Here is a 24,132-nt window from a genome sequence, read left to right as displayed (position 1 = left end):
AGGGGAATGCGATGGCGTTGAAGCGTTTTGTCCAGGCCGCAGTCGCGGCGCTCGCGATTTCGGCGACCATGCCTGCCTCCGCGCAGCAGGTACTGAAGGTCGGCTCGACGCCGACGGGCATTCCCTTCACCTTCCTGGACACCAAGACCAACACCATCCAGGGCATCATGGTCGATCTCGTCACCGAGATCGGCAAGGACGCCGGCCTCAATGTGCAGATCGAGCCGATGGCGTTCTCGGCGCTGATCCCGTCGCTGACCTCCAGCAAGATCGACATCATCGCAGCCGCCATGTTCATCACTGCGCCGCGCAAGGAGGTCGTCGATTTCTCCGATCCGATCTACACCTATGGCGAAGGCCTCGTGGTGCCGAAGACCGACACCAAGGCCTATGCCACGCAGGACGATCTGAAGGGCGAGACAGTCGGCGCCCAGGTCGGCACCGCCTTCGTCGACGCGCTGAAGAAGTCCGGCCTGTTCGCCGACGTCAAGGCCTACGACACCATCCCCGACATCCTGCGCGACGTGAACACCGGCCGCCTCAAGGCCGGCTTCGCCGACTATCCGATCCTCGCCTACAATCTGAAGCAGGGCGGTTTCCCAGAGGTGCGGCTGGTCGACAGCTACAAGCCTGTCACCGTCGGCTCGGTCGGCATCGGCGTGCGCAAGGGCGAGGCCGCGCTGCTCGGCAAGATCAATGCGTCGCTGGCCAAGCTGAAGGCCAACGGCACCATCGACAAGATCCTCGAAAAATGGGGCCAGAAGGCCCAGGGCTGATCAAGAGGTGCTGATCGATAGGGTTCGATCGATGAAGGCTTTTCGATGAAGGCTTGCCGATGAAAGGCTTCTGGCACGACGCCGTCGAGTTCTTCCCGATTCTGATGAGCGGCGTCGCGCTGACGATTATCGTCACCATCGGCTCGCTGCTGCTCTCGACGGTGCTCGGCCTCGTCTGGGCGATGATGCGGGTCTCCGGCATCAAGGCGCTGTCGATGATCAGTGCCAGCCTGATCAACGTGATCCGCGGTATCCCGATCATCGTGCTCTTGTTCTACCTCTACTTCGTGATGCCCGATCTCGGCGTCACGCTGTCGGCCTTGCAAGCCGCGATCCTCGGGCTCGGCATCGCCTATTCGGCCTATCAGGCGGAAAATTTTCGCGCCGGCATCGAGGCGATCGACAAGGGCCAGATCGAGGCGGCGCAATCGATCGGCATGGGCTGGTGGCTGACCATGCGCCGCGTGGTGCTGCCGCAGGCGGTGCGCATCGTGCTGCCGCCCTACGGCAACGTCATGATCATGATGCTGAAGGATTCCTCGCAGGCCTCGACCATCACGGTTGCCGAGCTCGCGTTGCAAGGCAAGCTGATCGCGTCCTCGACCTTCAAGAACACCAACGTGTTCACGCTTGTTGCGCTGATGTATCTCACCATGAGCATTCCGCTGATCCTGCTGGTCCGTCACTTCGAGAAGCGGGCGGGCAAGAAATGATCGAGCTCAAGGACGTTCACAAGAGCTTTGGCCAGAACGAGGTGCTCAAGGGCATCACGGCGAACGTCGAGAAGGGCGAGGTGGTCTGCATCGTCGGCCCCTCCGGCTCCGGCAAATCCACCATTCTGCGCTGTATCAACGGTCTCGAAAGCTACGACCGTGGCGAGATCAGCGTTGAAGGCCTCAAGGTCGATCGCGACGCGCCGTCGATCGTGAGGGTCCGCACGCAGGTCTCGATGGTGTTCCAGCGATTTAATCTGTTCCCGCATCGGACCGTGCTGGAGAACGTCGTCGAAGGCCCGCTCTTCGTGAAGAAGGAGCCGCGTGCGCAGGTGCTCGAACGGGGCCGCGTGCTGCTTGCGCAAGTCGGCCTCGCCGAGAAAGCCGATGCGCATCCGCCGCAGCTCTCCGGCGGCCAGCAGCAGCGCGTCGCGATTGCGCGTGCGCTGGCGATGCAGCCCAAGGCGATCCTGTTCGACGAGCCGACCTCGGCGCTCGATCCCGAGCTCGTCGGCGACGTCCTCAGCGTGATGCGCAAGCTCGCCGACGACGGCATGACCATGGTCGTCGTCACCCACGAGATGGGATTTGCCCGCGACGTCGCCGACCGAGTGCTGTTCATCGACGGCGGAATCATCGTCGAGCAGGGGCCGGCCAAGGCGCTGCTCAATCAACCCCAGCATCCGCGCACGCAGGACTTTTTGCGCCGCGTGCTGCATCCGCTCTGACCGGACTTCGCCATGAACCCGCGCCTGCCGCTGCCGCCCTCGCTCTATGCCGACACCGCTGTCGCACCGGTGGCCACGCCGCCGCTCGACGTCGACAAGAGTGTTTCCGTCGCGATCGTCGGCGGCGGCTACACCGGCCTGTCCACGGCGTTGCATCTGGCCGGGCAGGGCGTCGAGGCCCTGGTGCTGGAGGCGCAGGAACCGGGCTGGGGCGCGTCGGGCAACAATGGCGGCCACACCAATCCCGGCTTGAAGCACGATCCCGATCAGATCGAGGCCGATTTCGGCAGTGAACTCGGCCGCCGCATGATCGAGTTCTCCTACGGCACGCCGAATTTCACCCATGATCTGATCCGCCGCTACCAGATCCCGTGCGAGCCCCGCCAGAACGGCACGCTGCGCGCGGCCTATCACGAGGCCAGCGCTGCCGCGATCAAGACAACGGTAGACCAATGCATCCGCCGCGGTATGCCTGTGAAATATCTCAATCGCGAGCAGCTGCGCGAGATGACCGGCACCGACCGCTATATCGGCGCGATGCTCGACTCCCGCGGCGGCGACCTGCATCCTTTGAGCTACGCCCGCGGTCTCGCGCGCGCCGCGATCTCCGCGGGCGCGAAGGTGCATGGTGAAACGCCGGCGCTATCGCTGCGCCGCGACGGTTCGCGTTGGCGCATCGAGACGCCGCGCGCGATCGTGCATGCCGACAAGGTCCTGCTCGCCACCAACGGGTTTACCGACGATCTCTGGCCCGCGCTCCGCCGCACCATCGTGCCGGTGTTTTCCTCGATCGCCGCCACAGCGCCGCTCTCCGACGAGGTCGCCCGCTCGATCATGCCGACGCGTCCCGTGCTCTACGAGAGCGGCCACATCACCGTCTATTACCGCATCGATCAGCAGAATCGCCTGCTGATGGGCGGGCGCGGCCCGATGCGCTGGATCGACTCGCCTGATGACGTCGCCTATCTCATGCGCTACGCCGAGCGGCTGTGGCCGCAGCTCAAGGGCGTCGCCTGGACCCATGGCTGGAACAGCCGGCTCGCCATCACCAAGGACCATTATCCGCATGTGCACGAGCCCGCGGACAACATCCTGATCTCGCTCGGCTGCAACGGCCGCGGCGTCGCGCTCTCGACCGCGATGGGCGCCCAACTCGCCCGCCGTCTGATCGGCGGCGCCAAGGCCGAGATCGACATGCCCGTCACCGGCATCAAGCCGATCCCGATGCACGCGTTCTGGCCGGTGGGTGTGACGACCGCGGTGATCGCAGGCCGCGTGCGCGACCGGCTGGGGATCTAGCCTCAGCCCTCTACTACAGCATCCGCCCAGGGCTGGAAAATCTCGACCGCACCGAAATTCGTGTCGCCCTCGCGCATCACCACGCTCGGGCACGCGAATTTTTGCGGCAAGGCCTGCACCCGGCTCTCTTCATAGTCGAAGCGCGCGGCGAGCGTCTTGCGTGCGTCCGCCGGCAGACGGGAGTCGCCAATCACGATCGCGCCTTCGCTGGCGTCGATGCGCGGCTGGTGGATGGCGCTATCGAGATCCATGCCGAAGTCCATCGCAAAGGACACGAGCTGCATGACCGACGGCAGGATGCGCCGGCCGCCGGAGGCGCCGACCGCGAGGCGCTTGCCGTCCTTCGTCTCTGCGATCACGGGCGTGTAGTTGGTGAGGCAGCGCTTGCCCGGGGCGAGCGAATTGGTGGTGCCCGGCGTCGGGTCGAACCACATGATGCCGTTGTTCATGGCGATGCCGGTATGCGGCGTCACATATTTCGAGCCGAAGGACGAGAGCAGGGTCTGCGTCACAGCGGCCATGTTGCCGTGGCGGTCGACCACGGAGAAATGCGTGGTGCAGGCGGGCGCCAGATATTCCGCGCCAAGCGAGCGCTTGCCGTCGGCATCGCCCATGTCCTTGAGCCGCTCGCGATAGGCCTCTTGCAGCGCCACGGCGTATTCGCTGTAGGCCGCCGCATCCGGCGCGTTGGCCGGCTTCAGGTTCTGCTGCAACAGGCGCAGAGCATGCGCCATGGTCGGCCCGGCCGTCAGCTCCGGCGTCGCAAACACCTTGCCGCCGCGATAGGGGATCGCCAGTGGCTCGCGCAGATGGGCACGGAACGCAGCGAGATCTTCCACCGACAGCGAGCCGCCGTCGGCCTTGATGTCGGAGGCGATGCTCTTGGCGAGGTCGCCTTGGTAGAAATCGCGCGGACCGGCTTCGGCGAGATGCGACAGCGTCGCCTTCAACGTCTCAAGCGGCAACCGCGTCTCGGATTTGATGCCCCATGGTGCGCTCGGCGGCAGGCCGTCCTTCAGGAACGTTGCCGCGCTTCCCGGATAGCGCCTGAGATCGGCGGCCGATGCTGCAATCGTCAGCGTGGTCCACCAATCGACCAGCAGGCCTTCGCCGGCGAGTGCCACGGCCGGTACGACCAGATCCTTCCACGGCAGCCTGGCGTGGCGGCGATGCGCCTCTTCCATGCCGGCGACGACGCCGGGCACGGCGACCGAGCCGGGACCGTGGATGTTGCGGTCGTCCTTCACCCTCTGCCAGGGAAACAGATCTGCGGCCGCGCCCTTGCCGCTGAGCGGGTAGTCGGCGGCGCGCAGGCTCTGCGGCGCGCACATGCCGTAGTCGATCACCTCATAGCGATTTTCCTTGGCGCGGTAGAGCACCATGGCGCCGCCGCCGCCGATGCCGCTGTTCCAGGGCTCCAGCACGTTGAGCGCCATGGTGGTCGCGACGATCGCGTCGACGCAGTCGCCACCGGCCGCCAGCACCTCCGCGCCCACTTCAGCCGCTCGCCGCGATTGCGCGGCGACGATGCCGCCCTTGGTCTTGACGGCAGGTTTGCGGACGGTTTGGGCGAGGCTGAACTGATGAGGCATGATGTCGCTTTTTGTCTTGTCTTAAGTTGTCTTGGCTTCGTTGCGCTGACTTCCAAGCCCCGCATTTGGCGAAGCGCGCGGACAATGGCACATTGGCGCCAACGAGAACATCCAGAGGGAGACGCGACATGGCAGGTGTGAAACGGGCGCGGGATGGCGCGGTCGGAATCCTGACGCTGGACGAGCCGGCAAGCCTGAATGCGATGACGCCGGACCTGCTCGGCGCGCTCGCCGCCGCGGTCGCCGAGATGACTGGGGATGACGATGTCCGCGCCTTGATCCTCACCGGCGCCGGGCGCGGCTTCTGCTCGGGCCAGAATTTGAAGGCATCGGAAGCGCTCGGCGAGGACATCGCCGCCGGTGTGATGCGCTTCTACTGGCCGGCCTTCAGGGCGCTGCGCGAATGCCGCGTGCCGGTCGTCGTGGCCGTCAATGGCGTGGCGGCCGGCGGCGGCTTCAGTCTGGCAATGGCCGGCGACATGATTGTCGCGGCGCGCTCGGCAAGCTTCATCCAGGTGTTCAGCCGTATCGCGCTGGTGCCGGATCTCGGCTCGACCTGGCTATTGCCGCGCCTGATCGGCCGGCAGCGCGCGCTCGAGCTGATGCTGTTGAACGAGCCGCTCACGGCTGAGCGGGCGCAGGAGATCGGCCTGGTGCGAGAGGTGGTCGACGATGCGAAGCTGATGGATGAGGCGCTGGCCCTGGCGCGTCGTTTGGCCGATGGCCCGACGCGCGCTTTGGTCGCGACCCGCGCGCTGGTCGAGGAGAGCGAGCACGCGACCTACGAGGCGCAATTCCGCCGCGAGATCGAGCTTCAGGCCACGATCCGCAAGAGCGCCGATGCGATCGAAGGGCGCAATGCCTTCGTCGAGAAGCGCAAGGCGAAGTTTACCGGGAGGTAGGGCACACTTCTCGCCGTCATGGCCGGGCTTGTCCCGGCCATCCACGTCTTTCGGGTGGCCAAAAATGTGGATGCCCGGGACAAGCCCGGGCATGACTATGGAGAGACCGTTAGCGTGAAATCTAAGAAGTGGCGCTCAGAGCCTGCGGTCCAGCCGGCTGGCCTGATACTTGGCGTGCCATTTCGGGCCAGGCCCACGCATGTAGTGCAGCTCGGGGCGGTAGGGGTTGCCCGCGATCCGCACCAGCTTCTGCCATTTGGTGGCGACGAAGGTGAGGGGCTGGCGGAGCAGGGTCAGTGAAGCGAACAGCATGGCATCACCTCAATGCGGCTTGCCGAGCATGGCGGTGAAGGGGAGATCGAAAATCTCCTCGCCGTCGTCGTCGGCAACATGGATCACCCAGTCGCGCCAGTCCTCGGAGCCGGGGGTCTGGATCATCGAATGCATGATCTGGGCCGCACGGTCGCGCGCCTCGGTCAGGTTGGCGACGGCGGCGCCGTAGCGGTCGATCAGCGTGCCCTCGGTGTTGGAGCAGTGAAAATAGACCTGGACCATATGCGTCTCCTATTGGGAGCGATTGGGATGGCAAAACGATACCACCCGAGGCATTCGCGAAACATTCGGGGCGAGCCCGGTAAGGGAATTTACGGAGATTGGTCGGCACCAAGGTCGTTAAAGGTTTAATCACAGGCGGGTGATGGCTGGACGGCGTTCAGGCGGCATGGAACAAGCTTCCCGAAAGTCCGGGAGACCACCGTGAACCAGTTCACATTCGGGCACGCCCGCCGAAACCTGCGTGTGTTTGCAGCGGTTTTGGTCGCAGCGCTGCTCGGCGCTGCCCCGGCCTCTTCCGAGTCGGTGAGGAAGAGCGGCTATGCCATCGGCACGGATACCTGCGGTAGCGGGGATCTCGCCTTTCCCAGGATCCAGATCGACATGAAGGCGGGATTTTGCGCCGGCCTCGTCGCCAGCGAAGAGGATCACCTCAAATTTCCGCGCTCGATCATGCAGGTGCCCGGCCGCGACCTGTTCGTGGTCGCCGACATGGGCGGCTGGGGCCACACCGACGGACGGCTGCTGCTGCTCGATCCGCATGCGCCCCAAGGCCAGCGCTTCAAGGAGCTGCTGACCGGCGTCGAGTACCCGTTCGGCCTCGTGATCGGCCCGGACAAGAAGCTCTATGCCTCGACATCAGAGACGATCTTCCGGTTCGATCCGCTCGCCGACAATCCGCGGAGCACGGTCGAAACCATCATCCGTCATATGCCGGGCCGCCGGATCACACTGCCCGACGGCACTAGGCTCGACGAGAGCGCGCATCCGCTCAAGCAGTTCGTGTTCGACAGGACCGGCCGGCTGTTCGTCAATATCGGCTCGCACAGCGACGACTGCATCACGCCGGCGCCGATCACGAAGCCTTGTGCGGCCGCGGAGGGCGCGTCCGCGATGGCGTCGATCTGGCTGTTCACGCCGCCCGCGGGCGGCGCCTTCCCGGCGTTGAAGGCAGGCGATCCCGACCCGCCGCACACCGTCTATGCGCGCGGCTTGCGCAATTCGATGGCGCTGGCGCTACATCCGAACTTTCCGGATGCGGGCTACGCCTTCCTGCAAGGCGAGAATGGCCGCGACCTGCCTGACATCTTCAAGCCGAACGAGGAGATCAACGCGATCGAGCAGGGCAGGCATTATGGCTGGCCCTATTGTTTCGACCTCGCGACGCCGAGCCCCGAATTCAGGATTGTCCTGCAATCCGGCGTCTACAAATCGCTCTGCACGGCCAACGCGCTCTACAAGCCGCCGTTCTCGCTGATGCCGCCGCACGGCGCGCCGCTCGCGATGCTCTATTATCACGGCGCCAAATTCCCGGAGCTGGAGGGCAAGCTGCTGGTCGGTCTGCACGGCTATCGCCCGACCGGAAGCCGCGTGCTGATCTACGACGTCGACGACCACGGTTTCCCGAAGTCCGCCCCGGCGCCGGTGCGATACCACGTTAGTTGCGCAGCCGATCCGACCCATAATTTTCAGACGGACGCCGGCGATGTCACTGCCGCGCCGTTCGAAGAGCTGATCGCCGGCTGGCACCGCGTCAACGGTGCGCGGCCGCAGGGCGCGCCGGTCGGCATGACGGTCGCGGAAGACGGTGCGATCTGGCTGGTCGAGGACAAAAACCAGACCGTGATCCGCATCGATCGCGCCACGGGCGATGCACCGCCGCCACTGCCCTGCGACACGCGCAGCCAGGCGATGATCGACCAGCTCGCGGCCTTCGTTGCCAGAGATGCGCAGAACAGCATCCGCCTTACCACGTTGCGCAAGGGCCTCGTCGAGAAGCATTGCGTCGGCTGCCATTCGGATTTTGGCCTGAAGGCCGGACAATCGGACGGAGAGAAGGACAAGACGGTACTTCGCTTCATGCTGTCGCAGGACGGCTGGATCTATCCGGGCGACCCCGATGCCGGCAGGCTGCGCACGCGCCTTCGTGGTCTCGGCGCGGAGAAGCTGATGCCGCCGGGCGGCGAGAGCCTGCCGAAGACCGAGCCTAGCTACGCGCGCCTGCTCGATACCGCCGACCTGCTCATCGCCAAGATGGTTCCGGGCACGCGGATGCGGATCAAGCCGGGTCCGCCGCAGCGCAAGTTCTTCAGCAAAGCCAACAAGGAATGCGGCGAAATACCGGCCACCAAGGTCGTTGTCGTGACACAAAGGGGCGCTGTAGACAAACCCGGCTTCAGCCGATTCTTCCGGCCGGCCGACCCCTATCTGAATGGCGAGTGCAGCGACGACGATGGCTATTACATCCGGCAGGAATTTCTGGTGCCTGTGCAGTAGCGTCCTTCTCGTCATCGCGGCGATGCCCGCGCAAGCGGAGACGAAGCTGTTCGAGAGCGTGCAGGTAACGCCGCCGGGCGAGTACACCTATGGCATCGAAGGACCGGCCGCCGATCTCGACGGGAATCTGTTCGTCGTCAATCTCGGCAAGCCCGGCACCATCGGCAAGCTGCCTGCGGGCGGTGCGGCGTCGGAGCTGTTCACGGCACTTCCCGAAGGCAGCGTCGGCAACGCCATCCGTTTCGATCGCGGTGGCACCATGTTCATCGCCGACTACAAGAAGCACAACATCTTCACCATTGCGAAGGGAAGCGCCGAGCCCGCCGTCTGGTTTCACTCCGACGAGATGAACCAGCCCAACGACATCACGGTCGCGCGCGATGGCACGATCTATGCGAGCGATCCGAACTGGAAGGGCCGGGAAGGCCACATCTGGCGCATCGCGAAAGCCGCGGATGGATCGGTGCAGGGGCAGGTGATGTCGGCGCCGCGCGCGATGGGCACCACCAACGGCATCGATCTCAGCCCCGACGGCAAGACGCTCTACGTCGGCGAATCCAGCAGTGGGCAGATCTGGTCCTATGCGATCAATGGCAACGAGCTCACCAGCGCAAAGCTCGTCAAGACATTCCAACCTGACACGGTCGATGGCCTGCGCACCGACGTGGGCGGCCGGCTCTATATCGCGCGCATCCTCAAGGGTACGATCTCGCTGGTGAAGCCGAATGGCGCGGTCGAACGCGAGATCGCACTGAAGGGCAAGGAGCCGACCAACCTCGCCTTCGGCGGCAGCGATGGCAAGACCGTCTTCGTCACCCAGCGCCAGGGCGGCTTCGTCGAGTCCTTCCGCACCGACCAGCAGGGCCGCGAGCATTGCCTGCAGCGCGGGCGCTGCTGAGCTTCAAGGGCGGTCTGCTCAGAGCGCAGGGCGGCGGCATTCTTCTTGCTTGCTTCTGGCCGCCGCGGGGATCAAGACATCTGTGGCATCTTCCATAGCGTTTTCGAGCGCACCGGTTCGCGTGAAGAAAACGCGTCCAGAGAGCAAGCGACCACGGAGTGTTTGAGTGAAAGCCGTCCATACCGAACTGCACCGCAGCCATGATCCGCAATTCTTCCTGGTTCGCGGTGTCGTCAAGCGCACGACCGAGCAGCCCGAGCGCGCCGACCGCCTGCTCAAGGGGTTGAAGGACGGCAAGCATCAACTGGTCGAGCCGACGACATTCGGGCAAGGGCCTCGCGCGCGCATTCACAGCCCGGAATATCTGTCGTTTCTCAGCGAAGCCTGGGACGCCTGGAAAGCGCTCGGCGATTCCGGTCCGGAGATGATCGGCAATATCCATCCCGTGCGCCACGCCGCGACCTATCCGACCCATATCGTCGGCAAGCTCGGCTGGCACACCGCCGATACCGCGGCGCCGATCGGTCCGGGCACCTGGGCTGCGGCTTGCGCTGCGACGGACGTTGCGGCTACGGCAGCACAGATGGTGATGGACGGTGAAGACGCAGTCTACGCGCTCTGCCGCCCGCCCGGCCATCACGCCTATCGCGACATGGCCGGCGGCTTCTGCTTCCTCAACAACAGCGCGATCGCCGCCGCACATCTGCGGCAGAAGCACGAGCGCGTCGTGATCCTCGACGTCGACGTTCATCACGGCAACGGCACGCAGGGCATTTTTTATGCGCGGCCCGATGTCTACACGGTGTCGATCCACGCCGACCCTGTCGCGTATTATCCTTACGTGTGGGGTTATGCGCATGAGCGCGGCGAGGGGCCGGGCCTCGGCACCAATCTCAACATTCCCCTGGCCATCGGCACCGGCGACGACGGCTACATCCAGGCGATGGAAGTCGCACGCAAGGCGATCGAGTCCTTCGCGCCCGGCGCCCTCGTCATCGCGCTCGGCCTCGATGCCTCCGAGCACGATCCGCTCAAGGGCCTCGCCGTCACCACGCCCGGCTTCCGCCGCATCGGCCAGGTCATCGCGAAGCTGGGCCTGCCCACCGTGTTCGTGCAGGAGGGCGGCTATCTCTCGGATATTCTGGGCGCGAACCTGACCTCTGTGCTGGCCGGATTCGAAGAAGCGCGCTGAGGCTGGTTCCTAACCTCTCCCCGCTTGCGGGGAGAGGTCGGATCGCTCTTGCGATCCGGGTGAGGGGGTACAGGTCTCACGAACATCTCACTCGCGGAGAGAGGCCCCTCACCCCAACCCTCTCAGCGCGAGCGAGGCTCGTCGCGGCCCCGTAAGAACGGGGAGAGGGAGAAGGACCGCGCTCGTCTCCGCGCGACGCGCCTCACTCCCTAAACAAGATCTGCTCCAGCAGATCCACCCGCCTGATCCGGATGGTGCTGCCGTTGATGGCGATGATGCGGCGGTTCTGGAAGCGCTTCAGCATCATCGTGACCCATTGCCGGGTCGAGCCGACCATAGCCGCGATCTGGTCATGGGTGATCTTGCGATTGATGATGACGGTGTCGCCATCGGCAACGCCATGCAGCTCCGACAGCGTGAGCAGGAACTGCGCCAGCCGTTCGATCACTGAGCGCGTGCCGAGGATCTGCGCCATCGAGGAGTAGCATTTGCCCTTGGCGATCAGGCCGTCGATCAGCGCCAGCGCGAAGCCGGGCATGCCGGTCAGGAGTTTTTCGAGCGCGGGGCCGGAGAGAGCTGAAATCTCGCAGGCTTCGATGGCGATGCCGGACCACATGTGAATGCCGCCGCCGGAAATCTCCGGACCGCCGATGAAATGTCCCGGCGTCCAGTAGGCAAGCGTGATCTCGCGCCCCGACGGCGCCGTGTAGTAGACCCGCACTTGCCCGCGGCGGATGATGAAGATGCCGTCGTGGCCGTCGCCCTGGCTGAACACCATCTCGCCCTGCGGCACCGTGATGGTGCGGCCGGCCGCGTGCACGCGCGCCTGCTCCGGCGCCGACAGGCGATCGAGGAAATGCGCCCCCGCGTTCAATCCATCGATGGTCTCGCTCATGAACAGCGCCGAGCTTGCGGTCTTCACGCGTGCGCTGCGGGCTCGCCGCGTTGTCTCGCGGGCGGGCCAGTCGAACGGAGCGCCGGCAAGAGGCCGGTCAGCGAAAGCGGCAGGCTCGGTCGCGGCAGCTTCCTTGAGTATGGTCATCGCAATCCGTCAACTCTTCGAGGTCTTGCGGGTAGGTAAGAGCGGCGATGGCGCGATGTCCATCTCTTTGCGATCGTTCCAAATCACTTAGCAAAGCTTGATATGTGCGGCGACCGGCGGCGGAATGATTGCGCTGTTGATCGCACGGTTTCGAGAAAATCCTTTGCGCTGTTGCGTTCCGGATTCGCGACGCGAGCGTCTCCAATGACGATGCAAGTAATTGCTTCATGCATTGCGCCGCGCCTTCGATAGTGCCGGCTCGCATCGCTGCCGGCATGCGCCGGCCTCCGAGGACAGTTCGATGATCGATTTCAGCTCTTTGAGAATCAGTGCGGCCGTTGTGGCAATGACCGTCGCCATGTTCGGGCCGTCGCAGGCGGAGACGATCCGCGTGGCGGTCGGCACGCAGGATGCGACGATCAATTGCGCGACCGGCGGACTGCTGATTCGCGAGCTCAAGCTGCTCGAGAAATTCCTGCCGCATGACGGCAAGTACAAGGACGTCACCTACGACATCCAGTGGAAGAATTTTACGAGCGGCGCGCCGCTGACCAACGAGATGGTCGCGGGCAAGCTCGATTTCGGCGCGATGGCGGATTTCCCCGGGTCGCTCAACGGCGTCGCGTTCCAGAAGGCGGGGCGCCGCAGCCTTTTCATCAGCGTGCTGTCCGGCAGCACCAAGGGCAGCGGCAACGGCATCGTCGTGCCGTCGAGTTCACCGGTGCAGTCGCTCGACGAGCTCAAGGGCAAGACCATCTCAGTTCCCTTCGCCTCGACCTCGCACGGCATGCTGCTCCGTGCCATCGAAGCCAGGGGCTGGAATCCCGAGACCGACGTCAAACATCATCACCCAGGCGCCGGAGGTTGCGGGGCCGGCCCTGCAGGCCAGCAAGATCGAAGCGCATGCCGACTTCGTTCCGTTCGCCGAGCTGTTTCCGTGGCGCGGCTTCGCGCGCAAGATTTTTGATGGCGCGCAGGCCAACGCACCGACATTCCACGGCGGGCTGGTCGATGCGGAGTACGCCGAAAAATATCCGGAGATCGTCGTCGCCTATCTGCGCGCCGCGATCGAGGCGGATCGCCTGATCGCGGAGGAGCCGGAGAAGTACAGCGAGTTGATCGCAAAGGTCACCGGCATCGAGGCCGAGGTCGACTATCTCTTTCACGGCCCGCTCGGACTCCAAACCCGCGACGTCACCTGGAAGCCCGAATACCGCCAGGCGGTCGCGACCTCGATCAAGACACTAAAACTGCTCAAGCGCGCCGACAGCGATCTCGACATCAACCAGTTCGTCACCGACAAGTTCATCCGCATCGCGACCGCGCAGGTGGGCCGCGACTATGATGCGGAGCTGAAGAACTATGCGCAGCTTCCGCTCAAAGCCAGGGACGCGGCAACCGGCGCCGAGATCAGTGATGTCACCCGCGTCGCGCAGATCTGGGTCAAGGACGAGGCCCATGTCCGCCACTATGCCTCGCCCGAGAATGCGCTGAAGGCGCTTGCCGGCCTTGAGAAGGACGGCAAGGCCATCCGCGTGGTCTATGCCCAGGATCGCGAGAGCGGCATCAAGCTGTTCGCAAACCAGGCTTGGTTCGTGCGGTCGTCCAAAGGTGAGCTGAGCGCGTTCCTGCTCAAGCAGGCGGCCGATGGCTGGTCGAAGCAAAACGGCGGCGAGGTCCTCGACTTCGCGGCCGCGCGCGAGTCCCTCGTCGCGAGCCGGTGAGGCCATGGCCACCGCTATCCAGACGCGGCCCGCCGGCGTCCGATGGCTGGTCCGTGGCCTTTCGATCCTGGCCTGCATCGCCCTGTGGCAGGTCGCTTCGACGACGCATGCCAATCTCGGGATCGTCACCTTCCGCAACGTGCCGCCGCCGGTCGAGGTCGTTCAATCCGCGCTCACTTTGTTGCGTTCGCCGAAACTGGCGGCGCATATCACCAGTAGCCTCTGGCGGGTGTTCGCGGGCTACGGGGCGGCGGTGGTGATCGGGGTGATCCTCGGCTTTGCGATCGGCCGGTCGCGTGCGGCGAGCGACCTCTTGCTGCCGCCGCTCGAATTGCTGCGGCCGATTCCGGCGGTGGCATGGATACCGCTGTCGATCCTGATGTTCCCGTCGTCCGAGCTCTCGATGATCTACATCACCTTCATCGGCGCCTTGTTTCCGATCGTGCTGAACACGGTCCACGGCGTTGCCAATGTCGACCGCCGGCTGGTCGCCTCCGCGCGCAGCCTCGGCGCAGGTGAGCTGGCGATCCTGGCGGAGGTCGTGCTGCCGGATGCCGCGCCCAGCATCGTCACCGGCCTTGCGATCGGCATGGGCACCTCGTGGTTCTGCCTCGTCACCGCAGAGATGATCTCGGGGCAGTTCGGCATCGGCTACTACACCTGGGAAGCCTACACGCTCCAGAACTACGCCGACATCATCGTCGGCATGCTGATCATCGGCCTGCTTGGCATGGGCTCGAGCTGGCTGTTGACCACGGCCGGCCGGCTTCTGATGCCTTGGCGCAGCCCGAAGGTCGCACGATGAACATCCGGGTCGCGGATATCAGCACCGGGAGCGTCGGTCGCATCGACATCGCCGACGTCTCGATTTCGCTTGGCGCGGGCAACGACGCATTCGAGGCGGTGAGCGGTCTCGATGTCGCGATCGCGCCGGGAGAGCTCGTCTGCATCCTCGGCCCCTCCGGCTGCGGCAAGTCCACCTTGCTCGGCGCGCTGGCGGGGCATCTGCCGATCACGGCCGGTCGACTGACGGTGGACGGGCAGACGGTTCAGGGGCCGAGCCCCGATCGCGGCATGGTGTTTCAGCAGCACACGCTGTTTCCCTGGAAGCGGGTTCGCGACAACGTGGCCTTCGGCCCGAAGATGCGTGGCCTCGCGAAGAAGGAACGCGACCGCGCCGCCGACGCCATCCTGAAGCTGGTCGGCCTTTCCGGCTTCGAGACGTTTTACCCTGCGCAGCTATCGGGCGGCATGCAGCAGCGCGTCGAAATCGCGCGGGTCCTGATCAACCAGCCGCGGGTGCTGCTGATGGACGAGCCCTTCAGCGCGCTCGATGCCCAGACGCGCGGCATGATGCAGGAGGTCCTGCTCGATATCTGGAGCAAGATCCCGATCACCACGGTCTTCGTCACCCACGATATCGACGAGGCGCTGTTCCTCGCCGATCGCATCGTCGTGATGAGCGCCAGGCCCGGCCGGGTCATCGAGGATATCGTGCTGCCCTTTGCAAGGCCACGCAGCCAGGAACTCGTGACCGAACCCGAATTCGTGCGCCTGAAGCGGCATGTCATGCAGCTGTTGCGGCGGCCGGAGGGTGCTGAACCGCTGGCGCGGCTGAGCCCACTCGGCGCGCCGCCCTAAAACATCCCGCTCGCCGCGAGTGCCTTGCAGACGTGCTCCATCTCGGCTTCATCCGCGACCATGTCGAGCATGACCGTGGTCAGGCCCTTCGCCGCAAACTCCTTCAGCTTTGCGCCGATCTCCTCGTAGCTGCCGACGAGATAGGGGCAGTCGGCCTGGAAGGTGAGGAACGGCAATAGCCAATAGCCGTTGTCCGCGAGCTCGCCGCTTTGCCCGTCGTACAGCCGCCGCTTCCATGTGGAGTCGCTGTTCTCCACCGTGAGCGCGAGAAGCTCGCGATCATCAGGATTATCGCGGAAGCGCACCTTGGCCGCCCGCCGCGCCTCATCGCCGCTCTCGCGCGCAAAAATTCCAAAATTCATTCCGGGTGCGTCGAGCCCACGATCGAGATCTGGCGGCAGCATCTGCATCTTGATGCAGCCGGTCTCCTTCGCCACACGCTGCGCCGCTTCCGATTGGCCGGCGATTAAAAATTCCGGCATCAGCTCCACCGGCAGGCGCGGGCGAAGTTGCAAATTGCTTGCACGATAGAACCGGCCCTCGAAATTCACCGGCCGCGGGCTCGAGAGCAATTGGCGCATCAGTGCGACGAATTCGCCGAGCCGGACATAGCGCTCGCCATGCGACTGTTCGTCGCCCAGTCCCTGCAAATCACTGACCGCGGTCCCCGTGATCATGTTGAGATAGACCTTGCGGCCGTTGAGCTGCGCAAAGGACGAGACGAATTTCGCCGCCGTGAACGGGTGCATGTAGACCGGATTGACCGCGATCAGCGGCGAGGATCGCGCCGTCCCTGCCATGATGTGCTGGGCCATCGCCCAGGGCTCGACGAACACGTCATTGCCTTCGAACAGCAAAATGCCTTCGAAGCCGTTGCGTTCGGCGAACTGCGCCACCCGCATCAGCTCGCCGACATATTTTTGGGGATCGCGGTTGCGCGAGATCGCGGGAAAGACGCGCAGCCGCGAGATCGTCATTCAGCCGCTTCCTGGAGCGGCCAGGCATTGCGGGTAATGGGAAGGCCGCCCTCCGCCCGGGAGCCGTCGGCGATTGCAAGGCGATGCGAGGGTGACGGCGAGCACAGCTGGAATCGCCAGCCCTGGGGATCGTCGGCGATATCGGGCTTGAAGCTGATCTCGATGGCCTCGCGCGACACCTGCATCGCGAAGGCGTCGAGCGGCAGATTGAGCCCAAAGCCCCTGGCCTTCAGATAGGCCTCCTTGAGCGTCCAGTAATCGAAGAAGCGCTCGATTGCTGCGGGCTCCGGCAGTCCGCGCAAGGTTTCGACCTCCTCCGGCGCAAAGAACCGAAGCGCGGTCGACAGCGGCGCCACCCGCCGCGACACGGTCTCGACGTCTACGCCAACGGCTTCGTGCCCGGACACCACGCAAGCAACGCAGCCATCGGCGTGCGACAGGCTGAAATGCAGTGAGGTCGAGGTCTTGGGCGAGGCGACAAACGGCCGCCCATAGCGGCCCGCCGCAAAGGACCAGTCGGTGGGATCGACGTCAGGCGCGACCTTCGACAGCGCCAGGCGCAACATCGCGTGTGCGAAAATGTATTGCCGCCGGTGCCGCTCGAACATGAAACGGTCGGCGCGGACCCGTTCCTCCGCCGAGAGCAAGCATCGACACGCGTCGGCTGCGCCGGGCGCGTCAATGGTCTCGATCAGTCCGACAAACAGTTCAATCCTGTCGTCTGCCATCAATTAGGCCTTTGGCGTCAGGCAGAGGCCTAATCCCCGGCCCTGACGGAAGAATCAACTGAGCAAGAATCAACTGAGCGGACCGCTTCTAACGGTCCACCCGGGCGGATTCTTGTCAATTGCTAGACGGTTTACGGACGCAAGCTTGTGCGAGCCCCCCAGCTCGGCAGGCGTGTGGCCGTTATCCGAAGATTCGTGCGGCGTCTCCGCCGACTAGTCTTACTTTTTCTTCTTGGCCTTCTTCGAGCCGCCCAGCATCGAAAGGCTGGCATCGACGTCCTTCAGCGCGGACTGCAGCTTCTTCTTCTCCGCGGCCAGCAACTTTTGCAGGGCCTTCCGGTCCTTGTCGCTCAGCGAGGTACCCTTGGTAAATTTGATGAAACCCATAATGACACTCCCCCGGTTGAAATAATCGTCCAAATCAAAACGCGGGAATAATCTTGCGCGCTGGCGCCAAATAATCAAGATGCAACTTGGTCATTCACAGCTTTGACGAGTGAACTCGTATTCGCTCGTCCTGGACAGCCGGTCATGCCGCCCTGCGCGCGAGCAATCGGCCGAGCTGCGTGTTGGGTTGGGTGACGGCGGTTCCCAGCAGCGCCACGAGATCCTCCATCCACGCGCCGACCATGCCGCCATCGAGCAATTCGCGCTTGTAATTGCATGAACCGGTGATTCCGGTCGGGCGTTCCTTGAGCATCAGCGACAGCCAGGTCTGGTCGATCGGCAGCACCGGCTGCCCCTCACGCGCAACGTTTCCGATCGATTGCACCGCAATGTCCGGCAGATCGAGCGGCTGGCGCAGCGGATTTTGCAGAGTGAAGTAGACCTGGAGCAGCGTAGCCGTGTCTATCCCTGCCTGCTCCAGCTGGTCAGCCAGCATGTTGAACGGCAACTCCTGCCGGGCATGCGCATCCAGCACGCTCTGGCGGACCCGCGCCAAGGCCTGCGCGAACGACAGATCCGGCGTGATTGTCGTGCGGAGGATCACCGTGTTCTCGAACGGGCCGACGATTCGGTCGGTGTCCGGCTGGGCGCGATTGGCCATGGCGGTGGCGACCGAGATGTCGCTGCGGCCGGTCCGCGCCAGCAGCAGGGCCTTCAGGCCGGTGAGGAGACACATGAACAGCGTGCTGTTGTGCTGGCCGGCGAATGCCGCGAGCCGCGCGATCAGGTCGGGCTCCAGGGTGACCGGATGATGCCCGGTGGACGCGCCGGGGCTTGCTTCGCCTTCGAAGATCGGGGCCGCGCCGCGCAAATTCTCCGTCCAGTCGGCGGCCTGGCGGCGGGCGGCGTCGGCGCCGCACCACCAGCGCTGCCAGCGTGCGACGTCCGAAAAGGCCGGCGGCGGTTTTGGCAGCGGCGCCCAGGGGCGTCCGGCCAACGCCGCATAGCGGCTCGACAATTCTTCGAACAGCACGCCGATCGACCAGCCGTCGGCAACGGCGTGGTGCAGCGTCAGCAGCAGCACGTGGTCGTCGGCATGGAGGCGCAACAGCCGCGCCCGCAACAGCGGCGCTCGTGCGATGTCGAACGGGGTGTAGGTCTCCTGCTCGATCAGCAGATCGATCTTCCTGGATTCGAGGGCCTGGCGCCGCTTGTTGTTGTGGCGACGCCCGTCGCCGATGGTTTCGACGGCAAGGACGGGGCCGAGCTCGCTGGGTGTGGCGATGCGGCAGACCGGCTCCCCGCTGCTCCAGCCGAATCCGGTGCGCAACGATTCGTGGCGGCGCACGATGTCGCCGAAGGACTGGGCGAGGGCTGCCGGATCGAGCGGGCCCTCGAGACGGAAGGCGAAGGGCAGGTTGAACAGCGGGAGCCCGGGCAGGTTCTGCTCGATGCGAATCATCTGATCCTGCGCGATCGAGAGCGTCGGCGGGCCGTTTTCGGCCAACCTTGCTTGAGCCGGATTTGGCAGGCTTGCGGCAGGCTGGTGCGGCTTCGCCGCCACGGCTTCGTCGACCCGACGGGCAAGCTCCTCGATCGTCGGCGCCTCGAAGATGGTCTTGATCGGCAGCGACACGCCGAGCGCACGGGCAACGCGCGCCATCGCCTGGCCCGCCAGCAGCGAATGGCCGCCGAGATCGAAGAAATTGTCGGTGACACTGATGCTCTCGACCTTCAGCAGGTCGACCCAGATGTCCGAGAGCACTTTTTCGGTGAAGCGCCGTGCCGGCACGGCAGCATCCGGTCCGGCGGTCTCCTGCTGGGCGGGCGCGAGCAGTGCCGACCTGTCGATCTTGCCATGGGCATTGAGCGGCACCTGCTCCAGGAACAGGAACGCGGACGGGATGGCGTGGCCCGGCAGCCGGCTCTTCAGGAATTCGCGGAGCTCGCTGGCGCTGCTCTGGCTGCCTGGTCTTGCGACGATATGGGCGATCAGCCTGACATCACCGCTGGCTTCGCGGCGCGGCTCGACGATGCCGGCGCGCACACCGGGGTGGTCGGCCAGCGCGTTCTCGATTTCCTTGAGCTCGATCCGGTAGCCGCGGACCTTGACCTGAAGGTCGGCACGGCCAAGGCATTCGATCGTGCCATCAGTGCGGCGGCGAGCGAGGTCGCCGGTCCGGTAAAGCCGGCTGCCAGCCTGGCGCGAGAACGGATCGGGCAGGAAGCGTTGCCGGCTCTGCGCGGGATCGTTGACATAGCCGCGTCCGACGCCGGCGCCCGTGATGCAGAGCTCGCCGGTCACGCCGACCGGCAGCGGCTGAAGGTTTTGATCGAGCACGTAGAGCTGGGTGTTCGGCAGCGGCGCCCCGACCGGAACGTTGGCCGTCGCGATGGCTGGTGCCTTGGTCAGGCGATGCAGCGACACGTCGTCGGAACATTCCGACGCGCCATAGGCATTGATCAGCGGCACCTTTGGGCAGCGTGCGAACCAGGCCCGGCAGAGATCGACCGGCAGTGGCTCGCCGGTCGAGATCAGGAGACGCAATTTCGCGAAGGCGCGCTGGACCTGTACCTCGTCCATGCGGTCGAGGATCACGCGCAGCAGCGACGGCACGATCTCCAGCGCCGTGATGCCCTCGCGCTCGATCTCCTGCGCGAGCAGGATCGGGTCCTGCACGACCGCGTTGCCGCAGACATGCACGCGCGCGCCGACCATGGGCCCTGCGAGAAACTGCCAGACCGAAATGACAAAACTCTGCGGCGCTGTCTGCGCGATGACATCCTTGGCCGACAGCCCAAGCTCGGAAATGAGCGACGCCAGATGGTTCGAGAGGCCACGCTGCTCGATCATGACGCCCTTCGGCGCACCGGAGGAGCCGGAGGTATAGATGAGATAGGCAAGGCTCGCGGCCGCGCGCGGCGCTGCCCGGGCCGGCTTGGTCGCCTCCAGCGCGAGTGCGTCCTCGAGATCAGCGACATGGATGCGCTCGACCAGCGGTTCGAGCAGGGCCCCGGCCATGGATGACCGCGCGCGCGCGATCAGCAGCATGCGGGCGCAGCTCGATCCCAAAATGGTTGCGAGCCGGGCCGGCGGCTGGTCGGGATCGAGATTGAGGAAGGCCGCGCCCAGGCGCTGCACGCCGATCATGGCGGCGAGCAGATCGGGCCCACGCTCCGCCAGCAGCGCGATCACGCTCTCAGCGCCGACTCCTTCGCGGGCTAGCCACCGCGCGATCGCCTGGCTGCGTCGCGCCAGCTCGCGATAGCTCAGGGAGGTGTGTCCGTCAGACACTGCGATCGCGTTCGGCGTTGTCTTCGCCTGGCGATCGAAGCGTTCGCTCAAATTGCCGCGCGTGGTGAAATTGGCCGGCACGCCATGGCCTTTCGCCAGCAACTGCCGGCGTTCGGCCTCGGTCAGGAGCGGCAGGCGCGAGATGCGCTGCTCCGGATTGGCGATGACGGCCTTGAGCAGTGTCTTGAACTGAGCGGCCATGCCTTCGATCGTGGCCGCGTCGAACAGATCGGTGGCGTATTCGAAGAAGCCGGTGAAACGGCCGTCGGCCTCCACCAGCTCGAGTGTGATGTCGAAGCGCGCCACTTTCGGATCGACCTCCAGCCGTCGCGTCGACAGGCCCGGGAAGCGCGCCGCTTCGATCGAGGCGTTCTGGAGGATGAACATGATCCGGAACAGCGGATTGCCGTCCGTCCTTCGCGCGACCTGCAATGCGCGCAGCACCTCCTCGATCGGGAGGTCCTGGTTGCGGTACGCATCCAGCGTGACCTGCCGCACCCGTCGCAACATCTCGCCGAAACCCGGATCGCCGCCAAAATCGTTGCGCAGGATCAGGGTGTTGGCGAACAGCCCGATCAGGCGCTCGCTCTCGATCTGGTTGCGGTTGGCGATCAGCGATCCCGTCGCGACATCCTCGTGTCCAGTGTGACGGAACAGCAGGCACTGGAACACCGCGAGCAGCGTCATGAAGGAGGTGACGCCCTGGTCCTGGCTCAGTGCGCGGACATCGCCCGAGAGGGCCTTGGAGAACTCGAAATAGTGACGGGCGCCGTGACCGCTCCAGACCTCCGGCCGTGGCCGGTCGGTCCGCAGCGGCAGCGTGGTGACGCCGTCGAGCTGTGTTCGCCAGTAATCGAGCTGCTCCTTCGCCGCCGGCGTCTCGGCCCAGCTCTGCTGCCACAGCGCAAAGTCGCGATACTGGAAGGTGGCCGAGGGCCGTGCCGCCATGCTCTTCCCGCGTGTGGCGGAATAATGCGCGGCAAGCTCTTCCCAGAACAGCCGCTGCGACCAGCCATCGGTGACGAGGTGATGGACGTTGACCACCAGTGCGTGGCTGGATTTGTCGAACGACAGCAGCGTGACCTTGAGCGGCGGTTCGCGCGCCAGGTCGAACGGATATTGTGCGAGCTTGAGCGCCTCGCGCCTGATAATCGAGACCTGTTTGTCTGCGGGGCATGGCTTGAGCTTGATCCGCTCGAATTGCGGCGGCGACTGCAGCACAAGCTGCGCCGGTTCGCCCTGCCGTTCGATGAAGACCGAGCGCAGCGCCTCGTGGCGGGCGCAGATCGCGGTGAGGCTCGCAGACAACGCAGCGATGTCGACTATGCCCTTGAGAAGCGCGACTTCGACGACATTATAGTTGTAGCGGGTCGGGTCGAGCCGCGAGAGCACGTACATCCGCTGCTGCTGGAACGACAGCGGCGCATCGGCTGCAGCCGCTCGGCGCCACGCCGGCAGTGCCGCTTGGCGATGCGTTGTGGCGCTCTCGATCCGGGCCGCCAGCGCCGAGACCGTGGCGCAATCAAAAATGTCCTCGAAGGAGAAGTCGACGTTGAAGCGTTCGCGCAGCCGCGAGCGCATCTGCGTTGCCGCGAGCGAGTCGGCGCCGAGCGCAAAGACGTCCTGATCGATGCCGACCTGCGGCAGCTCCAGCAGGCCGGCCCAGATCTCCGCGAGCTGAATCTCCAGCGCGTTGCGCGGCAGCTGCGCCTCGTCGCGGTCTCCCACCGTTGCGATCAGCTCGGCCAGCGCATTGCGCTTGACCTTGCCGCTGGCGCCCTTCGGCAGCGCGGCCACGCTGCGGATCAGGCTCGGTACCTTGTAGGCGGCAAGACGCTTCCGCGCGAACTGCCGCAACTGGTCGGAGGTCACCTCGGAATTCGGACGCAGCACCACGGCCGCTGCGACATTCTCGCCGAGCTTTGGGTGCGGGACGGCAAACACGCCGGCCTCCAGCACCGCCGGATGGCTCAGCAAAACCTCCTCCACCTCCAGCGGCGAGATCTTCTGGCCGCCGCGGTTGATGACGTCCTTGATGCGGCCGACAATGAAGAGATAGCCGTCGGCATCGAGATAGCCGAGATCGCCGGTCCGGAACCAGCCGTTGCGGAACGCGGCCTGCGTCGCCGCCTCGTCATTGTAATAGCCGCGGCTCATGTTCGCTCCGCGCAGCACGATCTCGCCGTGCTCGCCGGGCGCAAGCGCGTGGCCGGTCTCGTCCATGATCGCGATCTCGGGGCCTGCGGCGCGTCCCACCGAACCGATCTTGCGTAGCTCGAACGGATTGGCCGCGATCTGCGAGGCCGCTTCTGTCATGCCGTAGGTTTCGAGCACGGGAACGCCGAACATCGCCTCCAGCCCGTTCAGGATCGCAGGCGCGAGCGAGGACGAGGCCGAGCGAATCACACGCAATGACGATGACCGGGCGCGGTCCGGGTTCGCTTCCGCTGCCGTCAGCAGCGCGCGATGAATGGTCGGCACCGCCGTGTACCAGGTCGGTTGCAGCTCCCGCATCCAGCCGAAAAAGGACGATGCATCGAAGCCCTCGGTGCAGATCACGCTGGAGCCCGCGGCCAGCGCCGTCAGCAGGCCGGAGATCAGGCCATGGGCGTGAAACAGTGGCAGGGCATTGAGCAGGCGATCATGGGATGCGAGCGACAGCACGCGGCCGGCATTGGTGGCGGACAGGCACACATTGCGATGCGTGAGCGGCACCATCTTCGGCCGCGCCGCCGTGCCCGACGTCAGCAGGATGAATGCATCGTCGTCGCCGCGCGAGGCGCCGCTGGCGCTCGCCGGCCCGATCACCGGGCCCGTGAACGCGCAGCCGCCGAGATCGTCTTTCGGCCCCGGCACGAAATCAATCACCGCGATATCCAGCGCCCTGGCGATATCACGGCTCGGTGAGTTCATATCAGCCCGGGTGACGAGCGCCTTTGGCTTCAATTCGCTGAAATAGCGCTGCAACTCGTCTGCCGTCAGGTCCGGATTGACGGGAATGCAGGCGCTGGCCGACGCAACTGCGATCATGGCCAGCGCACTGTCGGCGCCGCGCGGCAGTGCAACGGCGATCCGGTCGGCAGGCGCGATGCCGAGCCCGCGCAGCGTGCGGACGAGATCCTGCGTCCGCTCGCCGAGCACGCCGTAGGAGAGGGCCGGCCGGCCCGGCGCAAGGAGGGCAGGGGCTGCTGGTGTCTTGCGGGCGTAGAAATCGAGAAGGCCGCCGATATGCGCGAATATCTTCGTTTCGGCGCTCCCGCTGGCCGATCCTTCTCCCGCTCCGGATGCGATGTCCGACAACGCCATTCCCTTTTGATCTGATTGAGCTATTCTTCCCAAGACTTAGGGAACGCGTCCAGTCTGAGGTGAAGTTTGAGCCCCAAAATCTGTGGTTGAGGGGCCCTTAAGC

General features: G+C 65.1%; 18 protein-coding genes and 1 pseudogene. 11 read left to right on the top strand and 8 right to left on the bottom strand.

The genetic code is table 11. The features are described from left to right. Positions 1 to 11 precede the first annotated feature (11 nt). The 4 genes from B5V03_RS16475 to B5V03_RS16460 are packed head-to-tail and all read left to right on the top strand — an operon-like array spanning position 12 to position 3,516. Positions 12 to 776 (top strand): ABC transporter substrate-binding protein, encoded by a 765-nt coding sequence (locus B5V03_RS16475; RefSeq protein WP_129271367.1) that lies wholly within the window; start codon positions 12 to 14, stop codon positions 774 to 776. 59 nt (positions 777 to 835) lie between these two features. Continuing rightward, positions 836 to 1,489, top strand: coding sequence for an amino acid ABC transporter permease (locus B5V03_RS16470; RefSeq protein WP_129271366.1), 654 nt, complete (start codon positions 836 to 838; stop codon positions 1,487 to 1,489). Next, positions 1,486 to 2,217, top strand: a complete 732-nt coding sequence (locus B5V03_RS16465; protein WP_129271365.1) for an amino acid ABC transporter ATP-binding protein — start codon at positions 1,486 to 1,488, stop codon at positions 2,215 to 2,217. Before B5V03_RS16470 ends, B5V03_RS16465 begins: the two co-directional genes overlap by 4 nt. Positions 2,218 to 2,229: 12 nt before the next feature. After that, entirely contained in the window at positions 2,230 to 3,516 is a 1,287-nt protein-coding gene (locus B5V03_RS16460; RefSeq protein WP_129271364.1) for an NAD(P)/FAD-dependent oxidoreductase, read from the top strand. Between the two features lie 2 nt (positions 3,517 to 3,518). Here the strand turns inward: B5V03_RS16460 and B5V03_RS16455 are convergent, their stop codons facing one another. Continuing rightward, complete coding sequence (locus B5V03_RS16455) at positions 3,519 to 5,108, bottom strand: gamma-glutamyltransferase family protein (RefSeq protein WP_129271363.1); 1,590 nt, start codon at positions 5,106 to 5,108, stop codon at positions 3,519 to 3,521. A gap of 128 nt (positions 5,109 to 5,236) precedes the next feature. On the opposite strand from B5V03_RS16455, the gene B5V03_RS16450 reads away from it, so the two are divergent. Then, positions 5,237 to 6,010, top strand: coding sequence for an enoyl-CoA hydratase-related protein (locus B5V03_RS16450; protein WP_129271362.1), 774 nt, complete (start codon positions 5,237 to 5,239; stop codon positions 6,008 to 6,010). A 135-nt stretch (positions 6,011 to 6,145) separates the two neighbouring features. Here the strand turns inward: B5V03_RS16450 and B5V03_RS41485 are convergent, their stop codons facing one another. Continuing rightward, positions 6,146 to 6,322: a hypothetical protein gene (locus B5V03_RS41485; RefSeq protein ID WP_164988058.1), complete on the bottom strand. Its 177-nt coding sequence runs from the start codon at positions 6,320 to 6,322 to the stop codon at positions 6,146 to 6,148. Between the two features lie 9 nt (positions 6,323 to 6,331). Beyond that, positions 6,332 to 6,565, bottom strand: coding sequence for a DUF6894 family protein (locus B5V03_RS16445; RefSeq protein WP_129271361.1), 234 nt, complete (start codon positions 6,563 to 6,565; stop codon positions 6,332 to 6,334). 201 nt (positions 6,566 to 6,766) lie between these two features. On the opposite strand from B5V03_RS16445, the gene B5V03_RS16440 reads away from it, so the two are divergent. The 3 genes from B5V03_RS16440 to B5V03_RS16430 all read left to right on the top strand — a co-directional run bounded on the left by B5V03_RS16440 (position 6,767) and on the right by B5V03_RS16430 (position 10,929). Beyond that, positions 6,767 to 8,839 (top strand): PQQ-dependent sugar dehydrogenase, encoded by a 2,073-nt coding sequence (locus B5V03_RS16440; RefSeq protein ID WP_129271360.1) that lies wholly within the window; start codon positions 6,767 to 6,769, stop codon positions 8,837 to 8,839. Then, complete coding sequence (locus B5V03_RS16435; protein ID WP_164988057.1) at positions 8,796 to 9,737, top strand: SMP-30/gluconolactonase/LRE family protein; 942 nt, start codon at positions 8,796 to 8,798, stop codon at positions 9,735 to 9,737. The genes B5V03_RS16440 and B5V03_RS16435 overlap by 44 nt, the downstream gene beginning before the upstream one ends. A gap of 166 nt (positions 9,738 to 9,903) precedes the next feature. Then, positions 9,904 to 10,929 carry a histone deacetylase family protein gene (locus B5V03_RS16430; protein WP_129271358.1) on the top strand — a complete coding sequence of 342 codons (1,026 nt, stop codon included), beginning with the start codon at positions 9,904 to 9,906 and terminating at the stop codon, positions 10,927 to 10,929. 202 nt (positions 10,930 to 11,131) lie between these two features. Here B5V03_RS16430 and B5V03_RS16425 read toward each other — a convergent pair whose 3' ends face one another. Then, positions 11,132 to 11,971 (bottom strand): Crp/Fnr family transcriptional regulator, encoded by an 840-nt coding sequence (locus tag B5V03_RS16425; protein WP_129271357.1) that lies wholly within the window; start codon positions 11,969 to 11,971, stop codon positions 11,132 to 11,134. Between the two features lie 346 nt (positions 11,972 to 12,317). On the opposite strand from B5V03_RS16425, the pseudogene B5V03_RS16420 reads away from it, so the two are divergent. From B5V03_RS16420 to B5V03_RS16410, 3 genes and pseudogenes are all read left to right on the top strand, one after another. Continuing rightward, a pseudogene (locus B5V03_RS16420) lies at positions 12,318 to 13,695 on the top strand (ABC transporter substrate-binding protein). A gap of 4 nt (positions 13,696 to 13,699) precedes the next feature. Continuing rightward, entirely contained in the window at positions 13,700 to 14,500 is an 801-nt protein-coding gene (locus tag B5V03_RS16415) for an ABC transporter permease (protein WP_129271356.1), read from the top strand. Further along, positions 14,497 to 15,336: an ABC transporter ATP-binding protein gene (locus B5V03_RS16410; protein WP_129271355.1), complete on the top strand. Its 840-nt coding sequence runs from the start codon at positions 14,497 to 14,499 to the stop codon at positions 15,334 to 15,336. The genes B5V03_RS16415 and B5V03_RS16410 overlap by 4 nt, the downstream gene beginning before the upstream one ends. On the opposite strand, the gene B5V03_RS16405 is transcribed toward B5V03_RS16410, so the two are convergent. The 4 genes from B5V03_RS16405 to B5V03_RS16395 form a co-directional block, all read right to left on the bottom strand. After that, a complete protein-coding gene (locus B5V03_RS16405; protein WP_129271354.1) occupies positions 15,333 to 16,313 on the bottom strand; it encodes an LLM class flavin-dependent oxidoreductase in 981 nt (326 codons plus the stop codon). The genes B5V03_RS16410 and B5V03_RS16405 overlap by 4 nt on opposite strands. Next, positions 16,310 to 17,041, bottom strand: coding sequence for a 4'-phosphopantetheinyl transferase family protein (locus tag B5V03_RS16400; protein WP_129271353.1), 732 nt, complete (start codon positions 17,039 to 17,041; stop codon positions 16,310 to 16,312). The genes B5V03_RS16405 and B5V03_RS16400 overlap by 4 nt, the downstream gene beginning before the upstream one ends. A 219-nt stretch (positions 17,042 to 17,260) precedes the next feature. Next, positions 17,261 to 17,428: a hypothetical protein gene (locus B5V03_RS41480; RefSeq protein WP_164988056.1), complete on the bottom strand. Its 168-nt coding sequence runs from the start codon at positions 17,426 to 17,428 to the stop codon at positions 17,261 to 17,263. A 142-nt stretch (positions 17,429 to 17,570) separates the two neighbouring features. Further along, positions 17,571 to 24,029, bottom strand: a complete 6,459-nt coding sequence (locus B5V03_RS16395; RefSeq protein WP_129271352.1) for a non-ribosomal peptide synthetase — start codon at positions 24,027 to 24,029, stop codon at positions 17,571 to 17,573. Positions 24,030 to 24,132: the final 103 nt, after the last annotated feature.

This window comes from Bradyrhizobium betae (assembly GCF_004123905.1).
Taxonomy (GTDB): Bacteria; Pseudomonadota; Alphaproteobacteria; order Rhizobiales; family Xanthobacteraceae; genus Bradyrhizobium; species Bradyrhizobium betae_A.
The sequence above is the reverse complement of the archived record's forward strand: the minus strand, read 5'-3'. Positions and strand labels throughout refer to the sequence as shown.